The organism is Streptomyces sp. rh34 (assembly GCF_002551245.1).
Lineage (GTDB): Bacteria > Actinomycetota > Actinomycetes > Streptomycetales > Streptomycetaceae > Streptomyces.
Genome location: NZ_NTGZ01000003.1, coordinates 18,200 through 43,634, shown reverse-complemented (window position 1 = coordinate 43,634; position 25,435 = coordinate 18,200). Strand labels below are relative to the sequence as shown.

General features: G+C 69.0%; 8 protein-coding genes and 3 CRISPR repeat arrays. Of the genes, 4 read left to right on the top strand and 4 right to left on the bottom strand.

Annotated features, from left to right (window positions below):
* The first annotated feature begins 2 nt into the window (after positions 1-2).
* From cas1e to CR470_RS39225, 3 genes are all read left to right on the top strand, one after another.
* Entirely contained in the window at positions 3-965 is a 963-nt protein-coding gene (gene cas1e, locus CR470_RS01340; protein ID WP_097865727.1) for a type I-E CRISPR-associated endonuclease Cas1e, read from the top strand.
* Positions 962-1,312, top strand: coding sequence for a type I-E CRISPR-associated endoribonuclease Cas2e (gene cas2e, locus CR470_RS01335; RefSeq protein WP_097865726.1), 351 nt, complete (start codon positions 962-964; stop codon positions 1,310-1,312). The genes cas1e and cas2e overlap by 4 nt, the downstream gene beginning before the upstream one ends.
* 80 nt (positions 1,313-1,392) lie before the next feature.
* Positions 1,393-3,261: a CRISPR direct-repeat array (repeat unit 29 nt; unit sequence CTGCTCCCCGCGCCCGCGGGGATGGTCCC).
* A gap of 433 nt (positions 3,262-3,694) precedes the next feature.
* Entirely contained in the window at positions 3,695-3,865 is a 171-nt protein-coding gene (locus tag CR470_RS39225) for a hypothetical protein (protein ID WP_179892082.1), read from the top strand.
* A 650-nt stretch (positions 3,866-4,515) separates the two neighbouring features.
* On the opposite strand, the gene CR470_RS39015 is transcribed toward CR470_RS39225, so the two are convergent.
* The 3 genes from CR470_RS39015 to CR470_RS01320 form a co-directional block, all read right to left on the bottom strand.
* Positions 4,516-4,905: a hypothetical protein gene (locus CR470_RS39015; protein ID WP_143663738.1), complete on the bottom strand. Its 390-nt coding sequence runs from the start codon at positions 4,903-4,905 to the stop codon at positions 4,516-4,518.
* Positions 4,906-4,915: 10 nt separating this feature from the next.
* On the bottom strand, positions 4,916-11,485 hold the full coding sequence (locus CR470_RS01325) for an RHS repeat-associated core domain-containing protein (RefSeq protein WP_143663737.1): 6,570 nt from the start codon (positions 11,483-11,485) through the stop codon (positions 4,916-4,918).
* 141 nt (positions 11,486-11,626) lie between these two features.
* On the bottom strand, positions 11,627-15,001 hold the full coding sequence (locus CR470_RS01320) for a LamG domain-containing protein (RefSeq protein ID WP_306667780.1): 3,375 nt from the start codon (positions 14,999-15,001) through the stop codon (positions 11,627-11,629).
* 2,134 nt (positions 15,002-17,135) lie between these two features.
* On the opposite strand from CR470_RS01320, the gene CR470_RS01305 reads away from it, so the two are divergent.
* On the top strand, positions 17,136-17,807 hold the full coding sequence (locus tag CR470_RS01305; RefSeq protein WP_097865722.1) for a hypothetical protein: 672 nt from the start codon (positions 17,136-17,138) through the stop codon (positions 17,805-17,807).
* Between the two features lie 404 nt (positions 17,808-18,211).
* Positions 18,212-19,890: a CRISPR direct-repeat array (repeat unit 29 nt; unit sequence CTGCTCCCCGCGCCCGCGGGGATGGTCCC).
* A gap of 274 nt (positions 19,891-20,164) precedes the next feature.
* Positions 20,165-21,233: direct repeats of the CRISPR family, unit length 29 nt.
* A 1,474-nt stretch (positions 21,234-22,707) separates the two neighbouring features.
* Here CR470_RS01305 and CR470_RS01300 read toward each other — a convergent pair.
* Positions 22,708-24,804 carry a hypothetical protein gene (locus CR470_RS01300; RefSeq protein ID WP_097865721.1) on the bottom strand — a complete coding sequence of 699 codons (2,097 nt, stop codon included), beginning with the start codon at positions 24,802-24,804 and terminating at the stop codon, positions 22,708-22,710.
* Between the last annotated feature and the right edge of the window lie 631 nt (positions 24,805-25,435).

Below are 25,435 nucleotides of genomic sequence, written 5' to 3'. Positions count from 1 at the left end.
CCATGACGACCGTCGGCAAACGCCCCGCCCTCACCCCCCGCCACCTCACCCGGACCGCGGACCGCCTCTCCTTCATCTACCTGGAACGGTGCACCGTTCACCGGGACGCCAACGCCATCACCGCCGAAGACGCCGACGGGACCACCCACATCCCCTCCGCCACCATCGGCACCCTCCTCCTCGGCCCGGGCACCCGCATCACCCACCAGGCGATGAGCGTCCTCGGCGAAACAGGAGCCTGCGTCATCTGGGTCGGCGAACACGGCGTCCGCTACTACGCAGGAGGGCGCGCCCTCAGCCGCTCCGCAGCCCTCCTCGAAGCCCAGGCCACCCAATGGGCCAACGTCCGCAGCCGCATCGCCGTCGCCCGCGCCATGTACCGCCTGCGGTTCCCCGACGAAGACCCGGCCCGCCTCACCCGCCACGAACTCCTCGGCAGAGAAGGCACACGGGTCAGGGACTGCTACCGAGCCCAGGCCGCCCGCACCGGCGTTCCCTGGAACGGACGCAAATACACTCCCGGCGACTTCACCAGCGGCGACCCGGTCAACCAGGCGATCACCGCCGCCGCACAGTGCATGTACGGCGTCGCACACGCCGTCGTCGCCTCACTCGGCTGCAGCCCCGGCCTCGGCTTTGTCCACTCCGGACACGAGCTCTCCTTCGTCCTGGACATCGCCGACCTGTACAAGACCGACATTGGAATCCCCCTCGCCTTCGACGTCGCAGCCGAAGCGGAAGAGGACGTCGGATCACGCACACGCCGAGCCCTCCGGGACAGGATCAACGAGACGAGGCTCCTCGATCGCTGCGTCAGAGACATCAAGGGGCTGCTCCTTCCCGACGATCGCTCAAGCGACGCAGGGGAAAACATGGACCGCGTAACACTTCAGAGCGACAGAGGGCTGAATGTGGCGTCCGGGGTGAACTACGGAACGGACGAGCAAGAGGCAGCAATCTGGTGACCGTGATCGTCCTCACCAACTGCCCTCCAGGCCTGCGGGGCTTCCTCACCCGATGGCTCCTGGAGATCTCCGCCGGCGTGTTCATCGGCAATCCTTCATCCCGCATCCGAGACGTGCTGTGGGACGAAGTCCAGCAGTACGCCGGACAAGGGCGTGCGCTTCTCGCCCACACAACCAACAACGAGCAGGGCTTCACGTTCCGTACCCACGACCACTCCTGGCACCCCACCGACCACGAAGGCCTCACTCTGATCCAGCGCCCCAACGACAGCAAGGGCTCAACGAGTAGCGCTAAGAAGACAGGGTGGAGCGCAGCATCCAAGCGCCGCCGCTTCGGAAAGAGGTAGGCGGAATGTCTTATATGTCGGAATCAGTGAAAGTGCTTGAGAAACTGATGAACCCACGGTAAACCTGCAGGTCATCGAGTCTGCTCCCCGCGCCCGCGGGGATGGTCCCGACCCCGAGCCCATGGACGACCCGAAGCCGGACTGCTCCCCGCGCCCGCGGGGATGGTCCCTCGCGGAACGGTTCAGTGTGTCGCGAGCCGTCCTGCTCCCCGCGCCCGCGGGGATGGTCCCCCCTGCCGCCCTCCTCGTAACCGAGCAGTAGCCTGCTCCCCGCGCCCGCGGGGATGGTCCCGAACGCCGTTACGGCCGGAGCTGTGTCCGGTTCTGCTCCCCGCGCCCGCGGGGATGGTCCCGGCCGGCAGGTCGAGCACCTCGTCGAGCCGGACTGCTCCCCGCGCCCGCGGGGATGGTCCCTTCTAGAGGTCACGTCAAGGCATTCACGCAGGCTGCTCCCCGCGCCCGCGGGGATGGTCCCGCCACCGGCCTGCCACGCCCACGCCGTACGCACTGCTCCCCGCGCCCGCGGGGATGGTCCCCCGGATCCATCCCGGACGGCCGCCCCGTATGCCTGCTCCCCGCGCCCGCGGGGATGGTCCTCCGGAGACGCCGACGCCGATCTGTACGTATCCCTGCTCCCCGCGCCCGCGGGGATGGTCCCAACCTGCGGACCGGCGGGGACATGGCGCGGCGCTGCTCCCCGCGCCCGCGGGGATGGTCCCGAGCTGGCCCGCGGCGACCTCAAGTCGGGCCGCTGCTCCCCGCGCCCGCGGGGATGGTCCCAAGCTGGAGGACGGCGGCTGGCTAAAGCGGGACTGCTCCCCGCGCCCGCGGGGATGGTCCCGGAGGCAGACGAGCGGGTGACTGCATGGGTGCCCTGCTCCCCGCGCCCGCGGGGATGGTCCCGTCTGCCCCTTCTGCGCACGGCTCGCGAGGGTCTGCTCCCCGCGCCCGCGGGGATGGTCCCTCGGCGCCCTCGATGAGCAACGCCTCGTTGTCCTGCTCCCCGCGCCCGCGGGGATGGTCCCGCGCTAATCGCCGATGCGGCAGAGCACGCGGACTGCTCCCCGCGCCCGCGGGGATGGTCCCGGACAACCCGGGCAGCCGCACGGCAAAAAGGGCTGCTCCCCGCGCCCGCGGGGATGGTCCCCTGAACAAGGTCGCGAACGAGGCGGCAGGGAACTGCTCCCCGCGCCCGCGGGGATGGTCCCGGGACGAATCCGGGGTCCGTCGAGGCGTGGACCTGCTCCCCGCGCCCGCGGGGATGGTCCCACAAGCGTAGGTACCACCGGACCGCCGAGCAGCTGCTCCCCGCGCCCGCGGGGATGGTCCCGTGACCGACAGATCGCCGCCCTACGGAGGACCCTGCTCCCCGCGCCCGCGGGGATGGTCCCCGGGGTCAGCCCGGTGACGGCGCGCCGCGTCCCTGCTCCCCGCGCCCGCGGGGATGGTCCCGTCTTCGTCGATGCCGAGGGTGAACCCGTCGACTGCTCCCCGCGCCCGCGGGGATGGTCCCGCCCCGCGCACCAAGCCGTCCCAGCTGAGCAACTGCTCCCCGCGCCCGCGGGGATGGTCCCCAGGACCGGTGAGGCCGGTCGGCCCGGTCGAGCTGCTCCCCGCGCCCGCGGGGATGGTCCCGCCCGCCGACCAAAAGGCCGGCGGGCGCCGTCCTGCTCCCCGCGCCCGCGGGGATGGTCCCAACCGGAACCACAAAGGCGCGTGGGGGCCGGTCTGCTCCCCGCGCCCGCGGGGATGGTCCGATTTCGCCCCCGAGCGTCTCCAGACCGCAGGGTCCGGGGCGCTGCTCCCCGCGCCCGCGGGGATGGTCCTGGACCGCTCCCCTGCCGAGGGCGTGAAGGCTCCTGCTCCCCGCGCCCGCGGGGATGGTCCCGCAGACTCCGGGTGGCTTTGACCGACCGGTCCCTGCTCCCCGCACCCGCGGGGAGGGATCTGTCTAAAACCCCAAAGCCGCAGGTCACAGGCACGGGCTTCGAAGCCCCGAAACGTATTCTCCCCTTCTCGAAACGCCCCAGAGTCCGTCTCACTGTGCAGGCACCGTGCTCCTGGGCTCGACACAGGCTCGCTCCAGGAGCTGATCGACGGGCGGCCGGGCACCCGACCGCCTCGGTCCGCAGCCGCCCGTATCACCGCCGACCTCTCCGAGCTGTCCGAGCGCCGCGACTCGAAGCCCGCGCAGCGCGAGGCGCAGGAGGAACTGTGCACCGTCAGGGCCGGGACTCGCACCACATCCATGACCTGGTTCCCGGTGACATGCTCCGCGTCACCGGCTGCCCACACGCTGGGCAAGCCGATATGGCTGGTCGTCACCGAGCTCCGCCGTGCTGGAGACCGCGCCGGAGCTGTCCGAGTCGGCCGCCGTCGGCCATGGCCGTCATCGAGCGCTACGGGTCGTATGTCTGCTACTTCGACGCCGATACCACCGGCGTGGAGGTGTTCATCGAGGGTGGCACGTGGGTCGGCGCCGCGCCCGATCCGAACGACCTGGGCGCACTGCTGGAAGCCTTCGAGCACCGCCAGGCCGCCAGCGGCGAATAGCGGATCCGCCCTGCCCATCCGTCCCGAGAGCCTGCACCGCTACGCGCACGACTGGCCCCAGATCAGCGCGGATCCGATTCCAGCGTGCGGGCGGCCGCTGCCCGCCGACCACGAGGAGATCCACCCGGACAATGGGGCCGTGGTCGGGCTCACCACCGCCCAGCTCAACCACACCCCCAAAGACGTGCGAGACGAAAACCGGCTCGTCGCCCACCAGCTCTGCCACCTGCGCATCGACCACAGCCACCAGCGGGGCACCCGCTCACTCGCCCTCGCCGTCCCCGCTCCAGCAGCTGCCCGTCCCCGAGCCCGACGACCCATACGATCGCCCGCTGCCGACCGTATGGGTCACGTTGGCCTGCACGGTGCGTGACCTACGCCACCACTGAGGAGCTCACCGCGACCCGCGAGTTCAGTCCACGGCACCTTCGTGAACACCACCGACCATTACCTCCGCCCGGCCAGCTCCAGAACCGAGCAGGAGGGCCCCCGATGATCCGCCGCTGCGGCGCCCCGGCACCATCCCCCATAGACAGGGCCGCCGTCGACCGGTTCCGTGCGACGCTCACCGCCCTGCGCAACTCCGGGCCTTGGACGCCTTGCACGGGCGGCGGGCAGAGATTGCGGGTTTCCCATCGTAGATCCCTACTCTAACCTTTCTGCCACTGATTTCGGTCAAAGACGTAATACACGTCTTGGCTATCCAGTTGCTGCCGGCGATAAACCCGAACCTTCCACTCCCCCGCCCGCGGAAGCTGCAGTGAGACTTCGTCAGGATCCTCCGGCTCGGAAACGCTAAGCACGCCTGAGGCAAAAATCATTGTTCCGTCAAAGAGGAGCTCTGCGCCTGGAACTGCTTTCCAGCCCGTATGAACTTCGACATTGACATCTGCGTCACTCTCCCCCATGACGGTGAGACTGCCTGGAAGGAAAAGAAAATCCTCCTCTCCAGTTTCGATGACAGGATAGTCGTCGGTGCCGAAGTCTCGAAAAGACACGATCCCGGCCTGAATTGTTGCCTGAAACGCTAGTTCACTCACGAGGAGCACCTCATCCTGCTACATAAATTCCGTGCTTGTTCTTCACATTGATAACCGTCACGAGGAAGGGGTCACCCTTGCCCATTCGGTTGATCTTATAGAAACGCGCCAGGTCATTCCTCTGAATGATCTGTTCGGGCTTAAATGGGACGGGCATTGTCTGCGCGCCAATTCCGCCCTCCTTGGTGCTCGCGAAGGGGTACTCGTCACAGCTCTGCGGACCTTGCCACGAACTTCGACAGCCAGCAAATTCTCGATTTTGTGCAGTTTTGTTCTTATCGGCAAGATAGTGTAGCAGGAAGGGGTGGCCGCTATCGATCGCAGACTTGTCATTTATGGCGATCTTAGGCGTGCGCTTTCCGTCGACAACGAAAACAGGCAGCCTTCTGCAGCCACCCTCGCTGAGGCCTTGAGACGTTTTGCAGCTGTCAACCACCTCATCCCATTGACCTTCGGTCAACCCTTCCGGGACATCGTAGAACTTCTTCCACACTTCATCCATGTCGACACTGATATCTTGTGTCATTTTGCCCAGGATCGCCGGAATTATCTTCATTGCCGGTCGCGCCAGTGGTGGGGCCACCATTCCCGCACTCAGCGAGCCCGCCATCAGCGAAGGGCCTCCCGATTTCGAATTTCCAGACCACCCTCCCTTTCCGATGGTGTAACTGCTGTTGTAATAGGTAGTAGAACCATCCGTGTTATTACTCACCGGCTTCGAGTAGTCAACGGTCCAAGAAGTATCCGTCTTAGACCAGCTCTCGGTCCCGCCGTTACACGATGAACTACTTCCTCCGCAGGCTCCGTCAGGCCTGAGCCCCGACGGGTCCGTCAGAGAGACGGGATTTCCGTTAGCGTAAACGTAGCCATTCAGCGATTGGTGCTGATCGAGTGAAAGGATCGGGTCAATGCTGATGAACTGGCCAATATTTGGGTCGTACTCGCGTGCTCCGATGTGAGTCAGGCCTGTTGTCGCATCAATGGGTTTACCAAGGAACCCCTTGTCGTCCGGCCAGGAAGTCTGCTTGGTGCCGCGCGGTGCGCCGAACGGTGTGCTGTAGCGCTTGGTGACGGCCTGGGTGGTGGCGTCGGTGGCGACGCTGCTCGTGCCGTGGTGGTCGGCGGCCAGGAAGCTGAGCTTGGTGCCGACCGTGCCCGACGTGGCCGTGCGGACGGCGAGCGTCTGACCCGCGGCGCTGTAGTAGCGGGTGCCGGTGACCGTCTTCGCGGTGCCCTTGACGGTGAGGCGTACCTCGGTCGAGCCGAGGTAGAGGACGGTGTCCCCGTCGCCGGTCGCGCGGCGGATTAGCAGTTCCCCGTCCGCGTCGTAGAGGTAGCCGGTACCCAGCGCGGGCTTGGTCCCGGTAGCCGGTTCGGTGGTGGAGGCCAGTTCGCCCTCGGAGTTCCAGGCCAGGGTCTGGGTGGCCTGGGTGCCGGGGCGGGTGGTCGTGTTGCCCGCCAGGTCGTAGCCGTACGTGGCGGCCTTCGCCCCGGTGGTCTTCACCAGGGGGTGGGGCTGGCCGGCCGGCGTCTTGTACTCGTAGCCGGTGGTCGCATCACCGGTCGCGGTGTGGGTGGTCTCGGTGCTGCGCTGGCCCGCGCTGTTGTACGTGTAGCTCGTCCAGTACGGTGCCGCGCCGTCGAGGTTGGCCGTGGTGCGGCCGGAGGCGGCGCAGTCGGCGGACTTCGGGGTCCAGGCATCGGTCATGCGGCGGTGTTCGTCGTAGGCGAAGCACTGGTTGTCGGCCTCGGCCGTGCCGCCGAGCGTCGTGGGGTCGAGGATCGACAACACGTTGCCGGCGTCGTCCCGGGCGAAGTTGAGGTCCTGGAGCATGTACGGGTGGGTCTGGTCCGTGACATGGCTGCGGGTGAGTCGGCCGGTACCCGGCTCGTACTTGTTGGTGATGTAGGTGTTCTTCGCGCCCGCTCCCAGCGAGAGCTGTTCGACCTGGCCGATGGCGGAGTACGAGACGCCGAGCAGGTAGGTGCTGGTGCCCGAGAGCTCCGTGACCAGGCCGGTGGAGTTGTACTTGGGCGAGACGATCTCAGCGGCGAGGCCGCCGGCTCCCGGCTCCTTGGTGTTGGCGATGCTCCCGTCCGGGAGGTACGCCGTTCCGAACGTGAGGGTGGAGGTGACGGCCCCGGAGGTGACCAGCGGGTCATCGGCTGGCAGCACGACGTCGGTGCTGGTGGCGCGGCCGAGCGTGTCGTATGCGGTGACCTGCTTCTTGTACTTCTTTCCTGTGGCTCCGCCCACGTAGCGGGTGGAGGCGTCGGGCTGGCCCTTCAGGAGCGTGTCGTAGGTCCAGTCGGCGAGCTTGTTCGCGTCCGACTTTTCGGACTGCCACAGGCCGGTCTTGCGGCCCAGTTCGTCGTACGCGTACAGCAGCTTCGAGTTGCGCGCGTCCTTGGTGAGGCCGACCTGGTCCAGGTCGGTGTACTGGGTGCTGGTGCTGCCCTTGTCCGGGTCGGTCGCGGTGACCTCGCGGCCGAACAGGTCGTAGGTGTAGCTCCACTTGGCATCGTCGATGCCGGTGATCACGGACGGCTTGCCGTCCCGGGTGTAGTCGTACTTCACCCGGGTGTAAGGGGTACCGGTCGCGGCCCCGTACGCCGTGTCCGTCGGGGTGGCGCCCCCGTAGGTGCGGGTCTCCGCGGTGCGGCCCAGCGCGTCGGTGATGGTGCGCGAGGCGTTTCCGCCCTGGGGCGCGGTGGTGGCGGTCGAGTCGCCGGTGTAGCTGGTGGTGGTCGACCAGCGGTCCGCTCCGAACACGGTGAGCGTGGTCTTCGTGGGCCGGGCCGCCGCGTCGAACGTCGTCCGGGTCAGCGCCGGGGTGTGGGCGTAGGAGGCGCGAGTGTAGGTGCCGTTCGGGGCCTTGAGGTTGTCGTAGATGTCCGCGTACGTCTCGTAGGCGAGTCCGCGCGCGTCGTAACGGGTGTCGGTGAGGATCCGGCCGCCGAGCGGGGATTCGGTCTGGGACTGGAGCGGACGCAGCAGGGCGTCGGCGATGGCGTAGCTGGTCCGGTAGGTCTGGCCGTCGGCCCTGAGCGTGCTGACGGAGGTCCAGGGCTGGCTGCCTCGCGCGAAGTTGTAGTCGTACTTCGCCGTGGGTGTGTCGATGCCCTTGGTCCGGTTCGGCGCCCAGGTGGCGATGAGGCGGCCGAGTGCGTCGTAGGTGTTCTCGGTCTTCTTCAGGTTGGCGTCGAGCGTACTGGTGACCGATCCGCGCGCCGGATCCAGGTACGAATACGCCTTGTGGACCTGTCCATTGGAGGTCAGTTTTGGTGCCGAGATAATAGTCGAGGTCAGCGGGCCGGCCGTCGCTGGGTAGTACGCGGTGGAAGTGATGTAGCCCTTGGCATCGGTGATCGCGAGCGGGCGGCCGAGGGTGTCATGGGTGGCTTTCGTGACGGTCTGCCAGCCACCGTTGGCGGCCGGATGACGGTCATTGGTTCCGGCGACTACCGGGTACGCCTTGGCTCTGCCTGCCCAGGTCGCGAGCCCGCGCGTCGGGGTCTGGGAAGCGGTCCAGCCGGTCGCGGAAGCGTTGTCGTAGACGGCCGCGGTGTCGGACAGCACGTCTCCCCGAACCGCGGAGCTCGCCGGGAGGCTGAGCTTGTCGTCGGTGATAGTCGCCCCAGCCGAGTCGAGGCAGGCGGAGCCGACGACGCGCGTACGGGAGACGAGGTTGGTCAGCCCCTTGGCGGGGTTACGGGCGTACCAGGTGCGTGCGCAGGTTTCGTCGCCGGACTTGGCCATGTCGCCGCTCGAGTCGGTCCGGGTGACCATGCCGTAGGTGGTGTCGTACGTGTGCGTGGTGCTGGTGCGCCGCCAGGTGTTGCTGACGGGCAGGTAGGTGTTCTGGTACGTCCGCGCGGTGCGGACGAAGTTCGCCTTGGTGTTGGCGTACGAACGCTGCTGGCTCGCCGTCTGCTGGTACCAGATGTTGCTGAAGGACACGGAGACGGGCTCCGCGGCGTTGTAGGTGATCTCCTGGCGCAGGAACCCGGAGTAGACGTCCAGGTCGGTGGCGTCGGACGCGTTCAGGCCCGCGACGTCGATCCCCAGGACCTGGGCGCTGCGGGTCGTGCCGTCGAGGCGCTTGTCCCCGTGCATGCCCTGCATGTACAGGCGCACCGTCTTGGACTGCGGGTGGTCGGTGTCCCCTGTGTACGTGGTGACCTTCTGGTATCCGCGCCAGCTGGACCAGGTCCGCTCGTCCTGTGGGGTGAAGGGGTCGTTGTTGTAGTGCCAGCCGGGGTTCTCGTAGGTGTACGAGTTCTCCACCGCGGGGTTCTGGCCCGCGGGGTCGGAGGTGGTGACGGCGAGGACGTTGTACTTGTGGAACCAGTCCAGTATCGGTTCGCCGCCGTTGGCCGGCCAGTAGACCGGATAGCACGAGAGGTTGTTGTCGTCCTCCGCCTTGGGCATCTTGCTGCCCCGGACGCACTGCGGGTCGGAGAGGGTAACCGTGGTGATCGCGCCGGTCTCCGTGGTGACCGTGTTGATGCGCGGGCGGGTCAGCGGGCGGATGTTGTCCGTGGCGTCGACCCGGTTGGGCCGCATGTGGTAGCCGAATTCGACCGGCGGCACGGTGACGGATCCGCCGTTCTGACCGGTCCGCTGGAGCGACTTGAGGACGAGCGTCTTGTCCGAGGGGTTGCCGATGTCCCCGCCGTCCAGGAACTGGTAGGCGAGCGCGTAGCTGTCCACCGGCTTGTACGCGTCGGGCTCGGCGGCCGTGGACCACACCTGCGTCTCGATGGAAGTGAGCATCTTGCGGGTAAAGAAGGACGGCCCCGTGGCGAGGCAGTCAGTCTCATTGGCCGTACAGATAGCATCGAAGGGGACATCAGGCCATCTTTTGGCGGTGTCCTCGGTCAGTGCGGAGCAGTCGTCGGCGGTGCAGCGCTCGCTGTAGGTGAAGGAGACCTTCCCGGATGCGTTGCCGGTGAACAGGGTGTCCGAGCGGAGGCCGTACCTGATCTCCTGGAGGTAGCCGCCGCGGGTGTACTCGGCGAGCTCGGTCTTGTCGCCGTTCTTGGCGTAGTGGTTCGTGTCCGCCTTGTACCAGTAGGTGGAGGCGTTGCCGTGGACGTCGGTGACCAGGTCGAGGTTCCAGCGCCACGCCTGGGTCTTGGCACGGCCGGAGAAGCCGGTGCCGGAGGAGTATCCGGGCTCGCCGGAGTCGTCGCCGAAGACGGGGACCGTCCAAACGGAGTTGGTCCGCTCCGTCCCCGCGCCGGGCAGCTTGTTCAGACCGAAGGTGTAGACCGTACCGTCGCCGGTGGTGACCTTCCAGTACTCGCCCTTGCCGTCGCCCTTGCCACCGGCGATGTCGTCGCCGTCGTCGTCGTTGGCGGCACCGGTCTCGTGGGTGACCTGGGAGGCGTCGTCGTTCTTCAAGCGCCACACGCCAGTGGTGTCATCTTTGACCAGCTCATTGGCCTTGCCACTAAGGACCAAAGTAGCGTTCTCGTACTTCCAGCACTGGTCGACCTTGTCATCCTGGCCGTCACCATCACACGAGCCGTACTTGCGCTCGATGTAGGAAGAAGTGAGATCGAATCCCTCACCCAGCATGGAGCCCTGGTTGTTGGTGTTCGAGGTCCGGCCGTCGGTGCTGGCCGTGTCGTAGGAGACCGACAGCGAGGGCGCCGGTCCCGCGGCGGCGGGCGGCACGCTGAGGGGGTAGGACCAACTGAACGCTCCCGACGAGCCGCCGGCCTCCCAGCTGGAGGACGCGGCCAGTGGCGTCGCCTTGTAGTCGCCCGCGCCGGACGCCGGGGTGGCGGACGCCGTCACGGCGAAGACGGCCGCCGAGGACGTGCCGCTCCTGGCGGCAGCCCGGGGTACGACCACCTGTGCGGAGAGGGTCTGCGCGACGGTGTCGTTCCGGGACGGCACGGCGGTCTGTGTACGGCACTCCCGCTTCTGCGGGCTGGTCAGCGCACAGGCGGGCAGTGACACTAGACCGAGGCGCGAGCCCCAGTTTCCGCCGATCGCGTCGGCGAAGGAGGAGTAGTCGACGGTCAGCCCGGCCTTGCCCGGCGAGTCGACCGCGGCGGTGAACACCACACCGGTGACGCCCGCGCCGCGAGCGGTCTTCTGGTCGAGGACGTTCACGCTGGCGGTGCCGGCGGCGGCCGGTGCGGGCTTCGCGGCACGGGAGGAGGCCTTCGAAGGGCGAGGCGCGAACAGGGACACGGGTCCGGCGCCCGCCGTTCCCCGCTTCCCGGATATCTCCTGGTCGCTCCGTGACGGCTTGGGCCAGCGGGCCGCGTGCTCGCTGCGGGCCTGTGCCGCCTGCCGGGCGTTAAGGGCCTTGTTCTCCGCCGCCCGCTCGCGCGCCTTGCTCGTCCCCAGGGCCGGGACGGCCTTGACTTTGCTGATCCGGGGCGCCGGAACGTCGGGACGTCCCAGGGGGTCCGCGGCCATCGCCATCGGGGCGAGGCCGGCGGGTACGGAGAGGGCGAGCGCCAATGCCCCGACCAGGGGTACGCGGAACCGCCGAGTGCCACCGGAGCCGAAGCGGCCTGGCGTGGTGCGCCTCAGGAAGGCGGGAAGGGATCGGGACACGGACACGTCTTCTCTCCGGGAGCGGCAGCCGAACCGCTCGCGGGCGGGACAGCAGGGTGGAGTGCGGGGGTGCGGGCGTGACCGGCGCGTACGGAGCCGGTCACGCCCGAGAGTGCGGAGTGCGGGGTGCGCTGGTGGAGCTCAGGTTCCGACGACGTCGGAGACCTGCTCGCTGTCGCTCAGCGCTCCCGCCCAGAGGCGGATGTCGTTGAGCCGGCCGGGGAGGAAGTTGCCCCAGGATCCGAGATAGCCCTTGCCGGCCGCGAGTTCGCCGGTTCCGATCTGTGCGGAGTAGGCGACGCCGTCGCTGGTCTGCTGGTCGGACGTGAGATACAGCTGGATCGTCCGGTCCTGCGCGTTGTAGACGCCGGTGAGGCGGGTCTCCGAATCCACCAGGGCTTCTTCCATGCTCTGCACGGATGTGCCGCTGCCGTCCGCGGTCAGGCGCCCGAAGTTCCAGCGGCCGACGGGAACGGTGACGGTCTTGAAGTTGCCGTTCTCGTCGACGACCGGATCGCCGTTCTCGTCGTATTCCGGTTCCTGCCTCGTGCCGGTCTTCTCGAACCACAGGCTCCAGGAGGAGCCGGTCGCGGTGCGCTGGCCCAGAACCTGTGCCTTGTAGCCGTTCGGCTTCGTCAGGATCTTCGCCCCGTCGACCACGGCCTGTGCGGTGACGGTGAAGGACCCTGAGTCGTCCACCACCGGCCCGGGTGTCGTACCCGCTCCGGCGGTGCCGTCCAGCTCCAGTCCCTCATCGGTCAGCGAAGCGCCCGAAGAAAGGGCCAGGGCACGGCCGTAACCCGAGACACTGTCCGTCAGGGACGTTCCCTGCGCTCCGGCGGGTTCCCACGCGGCGACGAGTTCGACCGAGGCCTTGCCGTCGGCGGCTAGCAGAGCGCTTTCCTGCGCCACCTGCGGCCCGGTCAGGGCCTCCTGCCACACGGCTGCCTCGTCGATCACTCCGGGGAAGTAGTCCGTGTAGACGCCCGACCAGTGGACGCGGCCGATCTGCAAGGGGCCGTTGGCGGCCCAGGGCGTGGTGAAGGCGGTGGAGGCCTGCAGCTCGCCGTTGACGTAGAGGCTGATGGTGTTGTCGACGGCGTTGAAGACGCCCGCGAGATGAGTCCAGACCTTCGGCACCGCCTCGTTCTTGGAGACCACACGCTCGTACGGCCAGCTTCCTCCCGCAGGTGCATCCACGGTGGCCTCGCGGAAAGTCCACTTCTTGAGGCTGTGCTCGTAGCCCAATAGGAAGGGGCTGCGGTTGACGCCGTCTTGGCCCATCACGGTGGCGTTGCGCGTCGGGTTGTCCATTCGGACCCATGCGGCGACGGTGTAGGAGGCTCGGGTGTCGATGACTGGTCCGGTGGTGGCCGCGTAGGACGTGGTGCCGTTCAGCTTGAGGCCGCTGTCGGTGGTCTTGACGGCAGGCGCGGTCTCGGTCGCGGGGGTGACAGTGACCTCGCCCCGGCGTCCCTGGTCGGTGCGGGTCGCTCCACCGGTCAGGTCGGCGTTGTCGCCCAGGCTCGGATCAGCGGTAGAGGTGTCCAGGGCTGCGCCGGACGCCTCGGCGAAGTTCCAGCGGGCGACGGGCCCGTCGCCTTCCTTGACCACGAATTCGACGGAGTTGCCGGCGCCGGGGAGGTAGTTGTCCTTCGCTTCGGCATGCAGGGTCATCGTGCCGGAGACAGGAGGTACCGGGAAGATCTTCGCGGTGGCTCCCGGCAAGTAGGAGGACCAACCCGAGCTGTAGGAACCGCTGGTCAGCTTGTAGCGGTAGGCGATGTTCACGTCGCCGGGCGCCGGGCCGAGCGTGAAGGAGCCTGCCTTGCCCGGTTTTCCGTGGGGGACGCAGTCGTTCGGCGTGCAGGGTGTGTAGGAGTCCGTCCCGGTGCTGTTGAACGTGATGGTCGGCGGCTTCGGCGCCTGACTATCGATCTTGAAGTAGCACCAACCCGTGGTGGAGCCGTTGGAAGGCCCGGCCAGCCACTCGGAACCGTAGTGGGACCGTGTCCAGGCACGCATACGCAGGAGTGTGTTCTCCGGCAGGGTCGGGGCTGTGTACGTGACCTTCACGTTGTCGCCGACGTATCCGCTGCTGGGACGGACGGCCTCGCTCATCGCGTTGACCCAGGTGCCGTCGCTCTGCTTCTTGTCCACGTCCATGGCCACGCGCAGCTTCGCGCCGGACTCGCCGCCGGACGCCGTCTGAGGTGTCGCCGTCAGGTCCGGAGTGGCGTCGGTGACGATCGCCGGAGCGGACTCGACCGTGTTGCAGTCGTGGGACGCGCCCACCACAGGACCGATGTTGCTGGGCTTGGCCGGCTTGCCCACATAGTCGACGCTCAGGACGGCATCGTCGTCGAACCGCTTCCACGCGATCGTGTCGGACTCATCCTTGGCCATCAGCATGAGCGTCAGCCGGGAGATCTTCCCGTCGGCGAAACTGCGGACGGTCGGCGTCAGGTTCTCGTCGGGCTCCGGCGCGTAGTCGTGGAACTCGATGGGCGCGCGCGGCTGGGACGGTGAGCAGTGGGTGCCACGGCCCGCCGACACCTTACGGTCCCCCATCTGGTCCAGCTTCTTCGGGCCGGGCCACTTCGACGACGAGGAGATGTTGTTCGTACGCTCCAAATCGACCCAGCGCGCGTCGCACGAGAACGACCACGTCTCCGTGACGGCGAAGGTGGCGTCCAGGACGTGCTTGCCCTTCAGCTTTCCAGGAGAAAACTCGAAGTACATGCGGTTCACATAGCCGTTGCCACAGTAGTACGAGACGCCTCCGATGACCGCCGAACCGCACTTGCCGACGCTCATGCCGTTCTTGCCACCGGAGAAGTTCCAGAACACATCACCGTCCGACGAGAGCACCGTGCGCTCGGAGTCCTCCAGATCAACCGGCGGGTCGATGTAGAGCGGGAAGTCCTTCTCTTCGGTGCTGGACAGCATCTCGGCGTCGGGCTCAACCGTCATCGTCGAGTCCGTGAAGCGAAGATCCATCACCGAGGACGCATCACCAGGCCCCGGGCCGGACAATCGGTCCGTCTCCTCCACGGGACCGACCGGTACGGGCTCACCCGTACCGGGTCCGACGGGAGTGGCACGCTGGAGCGACCGCTGGACAGGAGCGGAGGCAGCGCTGTCACCAGCGGAGTCCCACATCCGGGCAGCGGGCGAACGGAAGACCGGTCGGCCGTTGCCGTCCAACGCGTCCGCTCCCCCGCCGACGCCGGCGCGAATCTTCAGGCCCTCCGCGCCGAATCGGTACTCAATTGCCTTGAGTGCCGGGTTCGCTGCTGCTTCGGGCGTCTCCACCTCCAGCACCTGCCTGAAGCCCTCGACCGTCGCGGTGAGGACCAGGTTCACGTCCGGCAGTACGTTCTCGTAGACCGCGTGTTCTCCGTCGAGGCGCGGCGCGGGCAGTGCACCGGGCCAGCCGAGCGATACGGATTGTCTGCCCTCGGCGATGGTGACGAGGTCCGCTCCATCACCCCCGCCGGAGAATGAGAGGTCCACAGCGGCCGCCGCAGGACCGACCGACCCGTCTGTATGTCGCACCAGGGTCGGGTCGGGTTCCACCCACTTCCCTTGGCGAGCCACGCGGACCGGAGCGATGGATTTCTCCATCGTGAACGTCGTCCCGTCCGGGTTGGCGAAGACCGTTTCCCGCTCGGAGCGCTCCTCCACCACTTCCACACGTTCGCCCGACGCCACAGCGGCGGCCGAAGCCCGGAGCTCCGGCGAACCCAAGGGGGCCGGAAGGGAAGGCGACGCCGCTGCCTGCGAGTTCAGCGCTGGAACCACGCTCAACATAGCGGACAGCACAGCCGTCACGCACACACCGTGACGCGCTCGACGCCACATGCCACCAGTCACAGACCCGCCCCGTTTTCCACATGGCCTTCACAAAAGTCAGCCAAATATCGAGGCCCCCAAGGGGCACGTCAAGAGTGATCTAGGGCACAGGCATGGAAAGTGGCGATTGCGAATCCGGGAGTTTCAACCTGAAGCGGGCGACCGCCACCCGCCAGCAAAAGCGGACCGCGCGCCCGGAAAAGCATATCAACTACTGTGTAGCAAGGCGCAGTTGATGCGTAGCAGCGACTGCTGAGAGCCGAGCGTCTGCACTCACTCCGTCATCTCCGATTTCGCAAGGTAAACAGTCCAGAAACGCCCGCCTCCGGGCCATCTGGATCTTCCACGCCTGCGCCGCCCTCGCGGAACTCATCCACTAACTGCCCGTTCTCTATCCGTTCGTGTGCTCGGTCTGGTTCGAACGGGATGCTGGATCGGGTGAGTTGGCTGACGTCAGGGCATGAAGAGAAGGGCCTCTTGGTAGCTCGCGGTTGTCGAGTCCAGCGGGAAGCAAAAGGCCCTGTTGTCGAAGTGTTGCGTGGTCACGGTGGCCTGGCCCAGTCCGTTCACTCCTGGGTGTGACTGTCCCGCCCACAGGTTCGGGAACGCGGCCGACCGGCCGGAGCACCAGCCCCGGCACGGCTCGGACAAGACTGATGCGGAGTGGGCCCTGGTGCGGGGTCTGCTGCCGGTGGCGGGATGGCTGGAGGGCCGGGCGGGCGTTCGTTCTGTCCGTACTCGTGGCGGTGCGGGATGAGCAGGCCGGTGCCTCGGTAGCACCGTCGGCGATCACGGTGGTGCGGCCGACGGCTTGTAGGCCACGGTCTAGTGTCCTAGACGTCAGCTATTCCGTGGTGTGAAGTGTCTCTCGTGTCAGTCCCAGTGCCGGATCCATGTGTCCCGCGGGGATGGTCCTGTGGTGACCCTGTACGCCCACATGAGCCGGATCTGCTCCCCGCACCCGCGGGGATGGTCCCAGGCTGCGGCCATGCACGCCGCGTGGGCTTCCCTGCTCCCCGCACCCGCGGGGATGGTCCCTGGATGCCGTTGATGCCGACGTAGAGGGAGGCGGCTGCTCCCCATGTACGTAGGGATGGTCCCGGTCCGTCGCCATCGACACCCGAAAGTCTTCGCTGCTCCCCGCACCTGCGGGGATGGTCCCCACTTCTCAGGGTGACCGTCCTCGGTTCCCTGCTGCTCCCCGCGCCTGCGAGGATGGTCCCCGCACGGCCAGCTCGAGGGCCCGCGGGCCCGTACTGCTCCCCAGCGCCCGCGGGGATGGTCCCGTCGCGCTCCTCCTGGTCGTCGCCGTGGTCCTCTGCTCCCCGCGCCTGCGGGGATGGTTCAGACGCCCGGCACCCCTTCGAGACGTGGGCGGCCTGCTCCCCGCGCGCAGGGATGGCCCCTACCGTTGAAGTACTCCGTACGCACCGGAAGCTGCTTCCCGCACCTGGGGGGATGGCCCTCCGTGGGCCGGTTTGCCAGGGCTTGTCGTGGACTGCTCCGCGTTCTCGCGGGGTTGTTCCCACCTCCGAGCAACATGCGGATCGCGTTGCGAAGCGCTCTTGTGCGCAGCGGAGTTGTGAGCCACCTTGGGTGGGTAGTGACAGATCAAGGCACGGCGTCGTGCCTGCGGGTTGGGGGCGGCTCTTGGCGAACGGGCGCGTGCGGCTCAGTGGCGGAACAGCGTGGCAGACCGATTTCCGGCGGCGAACAACAGGCCGCCCGGTTCTGAGCGCTATGGATATCGCGATGATCCGTCGCTCGCTGAACGGCACGCTCACCGAACTGCAGCGTGATCGATCGCTTTGACGTGGTCAAGGCGGCGGATCTCTTCGAGTGGGCCTGGCACCAAGCTTCCCAGGCTCCGCCGCGCGAGACCCGGGAGCAGCGGGTGCAGCTCAGGGATCTTAAGGAAGTGTTGGGATCACGCCGGTGGCGAGAGGAGGAGCGTCGCCTGGCCGCGCAGGAGCTGACTTCGCGGCCGGTGGAGGGCATGCCTGCGCCTGGTTGGAAAGTCGCGAAGCGGCCGTCCTCCGCACAGGTTCCCGTCGTACGGCCGAGGACGGTGTGGTCCTCCGACACATCTCGGGCCAACGTTCCAGCCCCAGCCCCAGTGCAGGTGCCTGTGCCCGTTACGGAAGCGCATCCGGTTCTTAAGGACGTTCGGGCGTCGGGGTATCTGGGGGCGGGACCGCTCGCAGAGCTCGCGACGGACCTGCGGCCGCTGCTGGAGCAGACCGCTCGGGCCGGAACGACCACTACTTGGAAGGCGATCCGCAAGCGTCAGCCCGCCCTGGCTCGTCTACACCGCGATGACGAGAGCGTCCTGCTGTGGCTCGTCGACGACGAACGCGATCAGGGAGATCCTCTGCTGTCAGCCCTGGTCACGGTCGGCGACCGGCAGATGCACCCGCGATTCCCCACCATCGCTGAGCAGCTCGGCGTACCGCCGGACGCTATCTGACGCAGCAGCGCTCCACCTGGAGCTACGAGGTCCTGAAGTCCCATCAGCGCTGGCGCCACCCGTGCTGATGCGGAAGTCTGCTCCCCACGCACGTGAGGATGGTCCCATCGGCATGGGCGCGGTCGCGCTCGCCCTCACCTGCTCCCCACCAGGTGGGGATGGCCCTGGGCGGGTACGGGCGGGCTGGTGCTCTCCGCACTTCTCCCCTCATATACGTGGGGATGATGGCCCCTCCGTGATCGCCGGCCAAGAGGCGCGATTACCTGGCGGGACCAGAACTGTTCGCCGAGTGCTGGGGATAGCCTTGTCGTCACGGCAGGAGAAAGCTGATGGTCGATATGTCGGATTCGGTGAAAGTGCTTGTAAATCACGCTTTCCCGCTGTAACGCTGCAGGTCAGGAAGTCTGCTCCCCGCGCCCGCGGGGATGGTCCCCAGTGGAGGCTGTCGTCAGGACGGTTCCACTCCTGCTCCCCGCGCCCGCGGGGATGGTCCCCGCAACATCGTCTCCGCCTTCGGCTGGGCCTCCTGCTCCCCGCGCCCGCGGGGATGGTCCACAGGGAGAAGCCATGGCATACAAGGCACCGGACTGCTCCCCGCGCCCGCGGGGATGGTCCCAGCGCCGCGATCAGCGTCGCGATCAGCGACGTCTGCTCCCCGCGCCCGCGGGGATGGTCCCGGCAGCCTTCTGGAGCCCCGACATGCCCTGGACTGCTCCCCGCGCCCGCGGGGATGGTCCCCCTCGCCTACGGGGGAGCAGCCGGCTTCCTCGCTGCTCCCCGCGCCCGCGGGGATGGTCCCGGGTTCTTGCTCGCCGCCTTCGCCGCGGTCCGCTGCTCCCCGCGCCCGCGGGGATGGTCCTCACTCAGAAATCGAGGACACCGTGAAACAGAACTGCTCCCCGCGCCCGCGGGGATGGTCCCTTGGTCGGGGACTCCGACGGGTCACCGACGGACTGCTCCCCGCGCCCGCGGGGATGGTCCCTCCCTTACCAGAGCTCCACAGTATGTCTCGACCTGCTCCCCGCGCCCGCGGGGATGGTCCCGCGGCCGAGGACGCCGACCTCTCCGGCTGGAACTGCTCCCCGCGCCCGCGGGGATGGTCCCACGGAGAGGTGTCGGGTGAGGCAGGTGGTTACCTGCTCCCCGCGCCCGCGGGGATGGTCCCCCTGCGTGTCGGCGACACCCCCTCCGGACAGCCTGCTCCCCGCGCCCGCGGGGATGGTCCCTCGGCACGGGCTTCCTCGAAGGCGTGCTCTCCCTGCTCCCCGCGCCCGCGGGGATGGTCCCCGCAACCGCTTGTCGACCGCCCGGCGCAGCTCCTGCTCCCCGCGCCCGCGGGGATGGTCCCCGGTGCCGTCGCGGACCAGGAGTGCGGCGTCGCTGCTCCCCGCGCCCGCGGGGATGGTCCCGCGCCCTTGCTCGGCGCACCACTTCTTGAACACTGCTCCCCGCGCCCGCGGGGATGGTCCCGCGCCCTTGCTCGGCGCACCACTTCTTGAACACTGCTCCCCGCGCCCGCGGGGATGGTCCCTGCGACTGGGACGGCGGCGAACGCCCCATCCCCTGCTCCCCGCGCCCGCGGGGATGGTCCCGGTCGCGGACCCGGGCGTCTCGGACCGTGGCACTGCTCCCCGCGCCCGCGGGGATGGTCCCGTCGGCTCCCGCCGAACGCCGGGCGCCGGAGGCTGCTCCCCGCGCCCGCGGGGATGGTCCCCAGACCGTCACCCTCGACCTCACCGCGTTCGACTGCTCCCCGCGCGTGCGGGGATGGTCCCGTCGACATCATGTGGTGCGTCCCCGTAGCCATGGCCTGCTCCCCGCACCCGCGGGGATGGTCCCTGACAACCCGGAGTTGTCGGGTGCCGCGTGGCCTGCTCCCCGCACCCGCGGGGATGGTCCCAGGCAGGAGTCCTCCTCACGCTTCCGCGCCTCCTGCTCCCCGCACCCGCGGGGATGGTCCCCGGATCTGGGACGGGGTGCCGGACACGGCCCCCTGCTCCCCGCACCCGCGGGGATGGCCCCTGGGGGATGGTCGGGACGATGTCGACCGCCGCCTGCTCCCCGCCCGTGCGGGGGTGGCCCCACGTCGGTGTAGGCGTGGGACGGGCCGGTACGCTGCTCCGCGCCGCGAGCATGTGGTCCCTCCGTGGTCGCGGACAGCCGACCAACGTGCTGTTCCCCGCACCCGCGGTTGGCGTCCGTGCTGTCGAGGTGCTCCACCACGATCCGCGGGCTATAAGCTCGATGCCACGGCATCAGCCACACGGAGGCGGAGTCAACTTCATGACCGATATGTCGCATTCGGTGAAAGTGCTCGAGAAGTGCACCAACCCGCTGTAAAGCTGCAGGTCAAGAAGTCTGCTCCCGGCGCGTGCGGGGATGGTCCCAAGGAGTTCGCTCGCCTGTTCCCCGACGGCGCTCTGCTCCCGGCGCGTGCGGGGATGGTCCCCATCGGGATCGGCTGGGCGTGGGCGACGCGGTCTGCTCCCGGCGCGTGCGGGGATGGTCCCCCCGATGAGCCGCCTCAGCAAGCCCGACACCACCTGCTCCCGGCGCGTGCGGGGATGGTCCCGCTGGCGAGGCTGACGCTCGCCTCTTCGGCGACTGCTCCCGGCGCGTGCGGGGATGGTCCCCCAGACGGCGGCGGCGCGCAGTTGGTCGGCGGCTGCTCCCGGCGCGTGCGGGGATGGTCCCCATTCGGCAGGGCTCCCCACGCGATGACATTGCTGCTCCCCGCGCGTGCGGGGATGGTCCCCTTGAGGGTGCCGCCGCTCGGGACTATTCAGGCTGCTCCCCGCGCGTGCGGGGATGGTCCCGAGCCGGAGCCCGTTCTCGTCAACCTCTTTGACTGCTCCCCGCGCGTGCGGGGATGGTCCCCTGCGGTCGATCGCACGCCGGGCCCGTGCGGCCTGCTCCCCGCGCGTGCGGGGATGGTCCCTCGACCGGACGGAGGGGGGCCCTACGCGTACGCTGCTCCCCGCGCGTGCGGGGATGGTCCCGCGGCATCGTGTGCGTCGCATGGGTCGACCGGCTGCTCCCCGCGCGTGCGGGGATGGTCCCCATCGATCCACGGGGAGGACGAGATCAGCAGTCTGCTCCCCGCGCGTGCGGGGATGGTCCCGACAACAAGAACCTGACGCGCCGCCGTCAGAACTGCTCCCCGCGCGTGCGGGGATGGTCCCAGCCGGGTCTGGGACGCGAAGGCGGAGATCTGCTGCTCCCCGCGCGTGCGGGGATGGTCCCGACGAGGACACTCCACTGGGCGTCCACATCAGCTGCTCCCCGCGCGTGCGGGGATGGTCCCAAGGGCCGCGACGGCAACGGCCTGGAGCCGTTCTGCTCCCCGCACGTGCGGGGATGGTCCCGTGAAGGTCATCTGGACCGGCCACACGTCGGTCTGCTCCCCGCGCCCGCGGGGATAGTCCCAGGGGGGCGTCCACCGAACGGGACAGCGGTGCCTGTTCCCCACGCAGGTGAGGACGAGCCCGGCGTGGATGTGTGGAAGTTGGGTTCGCCGGCTGCTTCCGCGCCTGCGGTATGGTCCCGACGGTTTGGCAGTTCCTGGGCGCTGTTCCCGGCGGCCCGTACCAACGCCTCCGTCAGGTCCCCCCGCCGCCACAGCACTCCTGCTCCCCACGTACGTAGGGATGGCGCCGGTCCGTCGCCGTCGACACCTGGAAGGCGTCGCTACTCCCCGCGCGTGCGGGGATGGTCCCTCCAGGGGCGCGGCCACGAACAGCATGCGCGTCTGCTCCCCGCACGCGCGGGGATGGTCCCGAGACGATCAAGCTCCTGATGACCCGGACCGGCTGCTCCCCGCACCCGCGGGGATGGTCCCGCCGTGGTGGGCATCCAGACCCGTTGGCACCCCTGCTCCCCGCACCCGCGGGGATAGTCCCGGCTCCAGGTGGTCGGTACGGTTGGTGGGCCGCTGCTCCCCGCACCCGCGGGGATGGTCCCGTGACCACGGGCACGGGTCGTCGGGGGTCCTGCTCCCCGCGCCCGCGGGGATGGTCCCGAAGCGGCGCCGCGACCGTGGACGAGGACGAACTGCTCCCTGCACCCGTGGGGATGGTCCCGGCCCCCCGAGTCCTCGGCATTTCAGCTGCCGCTGCTCCCTGCACCCGCGGGGATGGTCCCACCATCGCGACCGGGAATCTCCGTCCGGCTGCTCCCCGCGCCCGCGGGGATGGCCCCGCCACGCCGGGCCTTGCCGACGTGCGGTCGCTCTGCTCCCCGCACCTGCGGGGATGGCCCCGCCTGCTGTCCTGCCTCGGCCTCGCGACCCGGCTGCTCCCCGCACCCGCGGGAATGGTCCCTCCCTGGCCACCGACTGGTCGTCGGTGCTCGTCTGCTCCCCGCACCCGCAGGGATGGTCCCGCAGCATGACCCCCGAAGACGCCGTCCCCACCCTGCTTCCCGCGAGTGCGGGGATGGTCCCGGCTTCGGTTCGGCACCGTCGAGGAGTGCGTCCTGCTCCCCGCGCGTGCGGGGATGGTCCCGGTGCACGGCGGTTGGTGTTCCTGGTCCGGACCTGCTCCCCGCGCCCGCGGGGATGGCCCCGACGGCGGCACCGCCCCGGTTCGGGACAGGATCTGCCCCCCCCGTGCCCGCGGGGATGGCCCCTACCCGCGCGTGGTCCAGGTCCCGTACGGCTCCTGCTCCCCGCGCCCGCGGGGATGGTCCCGAGGTGGAGCGGGCGGTCAAGAAGCTGGTCCGCTGCTCCCTGCGCCCGCGGGGATGGTCCCAACGCCGCGCAGGTCGCCGAACGGCGGGCCGCCTGCTCCCCGCACGTGCGGGGATGGCCCCGCCATGACCTGGAGCGGGAGGGAGACGACGACCTGCTCCCCGCGCACGTGGGCCTGGCGGGCCAAGTCGACACCGGACACCTCGCCGCCGCTCACGACTGCCCCCAGGTGGAGTAGCTGAGGTTCAGGTGCCCGAGCCCGGATAGGTGCTGCGCCTGGTCGACCAGTTGGTTGCTGAACAGTCGCCTCGCTGACGGCTCGCCGTAGCGGTCGATGTGGTCGAAGACGACGCTGTGGTCCTTCATCGCCCGCACCCGCCAGTCGCGCACCTGGTCGGGGGTCAGGTCCTCGAGGACTAGCTCCTGGTCGTTGTCGACGTCGGCGGTCTCCGGCTCCAAGGCCGGAGCGGCGGCGGCCGGGCGCGGTGTGGGCAGCACGACCGGGGCGACCGGCGCGGCCGGGACGTCGTCGTCCGGCTGCGCGGCGACGGCCTCGGTGCGAGCCGCCTTCGCTTCGGCCTTCCGGGCGCGGTACTGCTCCCACTCGGACGCCTGCGCCCACGCCCTGGCGGTCACGGTTTCGTGCAGTTGCCGGTCGGTGGCTGCCCGCCGCTCGGTCTCGGAGGCTTCGGGCATCGCGGCTTCGATGGCGGTCGCGACCGCGTGGCGGGTGGCACGGCTGTTGACTTGCCGGTCTTCGCAGCGCGGGCAGTCCTGGCCGGAGTCGAGCAGCGAGCCCTCGTCGCACCGGGGCTCCGCGCACAGCCGGATCTGTGGCAGGCCCCGGCCGATCAGCCAGCCCACCGGGTCCGTGATCGGACTGCCCAGCCGCATCTGGGTTTCCAGGCGCCGGGCGAGCCGGTCGGCGAGGATCTGCGGCGCATCTGTGGGACCAGCGAATCCGACCAGCCGGGCAAGCTCGGTACGGGCCTTGGCCTCCACCAGGCGCCGGACGGCCGGACGCTCCAGGCGAGCCCAGACCAGCTTGACCGGGGTCAGGACTGCCCGCAGATCCAGCGACGGCAGGGCCGCCCGCCCCTGCTGCTGCCTGCCCTGACCTTCGCTCTCCAGGACCCGCAGGCTGCCACCGGCCACCGGCCCGCAGCTGCCCTTTCCGCCTTCGATGGACGGGGGGTTCTTCGGCTGTTCCCCGCGAAGCGGGCCACCTTCGCCGTCCACGGCCTGGTCCTCGCGCTCGCACGCACGGTCCGGCAGATCACCGAACCCACCACGGCCGTGGCCGGAAAAGCCATCAGAGAGCGAGAGAGGAGAGCCGGGAGTAACCAGGGGAGGGTGGTAAGGGTGAAGGCCTGCCGCAACACCGGGGTCTGCAACATCCGCCTCATTCGCAACAGGCACGCCGTTGACCTGCGGATCCTCATCCGACTGCGAGGGCTCACTACGCCCTGCTGCAACACCGTGCTCTGAAAACACGGACTGCACGGCCTCCGCACGGTCCTCCCGGACCACGTCAGCACCACCACGGCCGTGCGCAGCGGCGACCGCCGGCACCAGCAGCCGCGACCGGTTCGCGAGCCCGGACGCCGTCTCCAGACGCACCCGGGACACCAACTCCCGGCCCTCCAGCCGTCCGAGGATCCCCGCCGCCGCAGCCGCCGTGCACCCCATCAGCCGGGCCAGCGTCGCCGCCGCCCGGCCACGCTTGGTGTCCACGCTCCCACCGCACAGCCGAACCCGCCCGGCCTCCCGCGCCTCCAGCACCAGCAGCAGCAGCGCCAGACGGTCCGTCGCCGCGCCCCGGCCGGTACGCGTACCGATCAGCCCGGCAGGCGTCACCCGCCCGTCCCGGTGCGTCCAGCCCGGCCCCATCACGGCCTGCAGCAGCCGCCACAAGGTGGCGTACTCCTTCTTCGTCAGGTTCAGCGGGTGCCCGACCACACCCTGAGCGGTCCACAGTTGCTCTACCTTGCACTCCAGCCCGTCGTCCTGGCCGTAGTCGCCCTCCGCCGTGCCGACGGAGACCATGCCCGAGCGGCGCAGCTCCGGCAGGACGTTGGAGGCCATGTACGACACGGACACGCCGATCCACCGCCCCAGCTCCGAGGTGCGGATCTCCACTACCCCGGTCTCCGACCGCGTCCGTGACGCGAGCACCAGCACCGCCAGGCGCACCGCGTTCGACGCACCTTCCAGGCCGTCCGAGTTCAGCAGCGCCCGCACCGCGCCACTCAACCGGGCACGGGCGTCCCGACCGAGCGACAGCGGGTGACCCGCGGCGCGCTCCGGCACCGGGCCGGCCTGGACGGACCGCAGTCGACGACGCGACGCCCGGCGGGCGACATTTGTACGAGGGCGAGTGAACGCGGCGGCCGGTGCCGCCACGGCGCTCATCGGCCCACCGACCTGGCGGACGCCAGCGCACGAAGAAGCAACTGTGTGTCCGCAGGAGCCAGGCAGCTCACCGGCGCACCACCGCGGCGCAGCACGAGGGAGAGGACAGCCCTCGAAAGGACGAAGCGAACGTGCCCGTCACGCCCACTGAGCAGGAACCCGGCGGTGATCTCCGTCACGCCGGATCTGGTCCGCGGCGCGAAATCGGGGCTGGAAAGGGGTGTGCGGGCATGCCGAAGCTGGCCGTCGCACGAAACGTCGTGCACAATGACTCCCGTGACGCGGGGCCCGCCTCGTGGCACGACGAAGCCCCGAAAGGGCTTCGGTTTCTGGAGAGAAACCTGATGTTGAACCGCTCGACCGGCGCCAACCGGACGGGCAACCCCTTCGGGGGAGCTCGGCAAAGCTCCTCCGGTGTCAGAAGGGCGCTCCAGCTGAGGCGACGGCAATCGCTTCGCGGCTCGGAGGCCCGGGGCGGCAGACCCATATGGGTGCCGCCCCAGAAGGACTATGTCACCTCAACCCCCTC

What these genes read in the sequence shown, in the direction of transcription:
- cas1e (WP_097865727.1), top strand. Translation starts at nt 3, where the DNA reads ATGACGACCGTCGGCAAACGCCCCGCCCTCACCCCCCGCCACCTCACC.
- CR470_RS39225 (WP_179892082.1), top strand. Translation starts at nt 3,695, where the DNA reads ATGGCCGTCATCGAGCGCTACGGGTCGTATGTCTGCTACTTCGACGCC.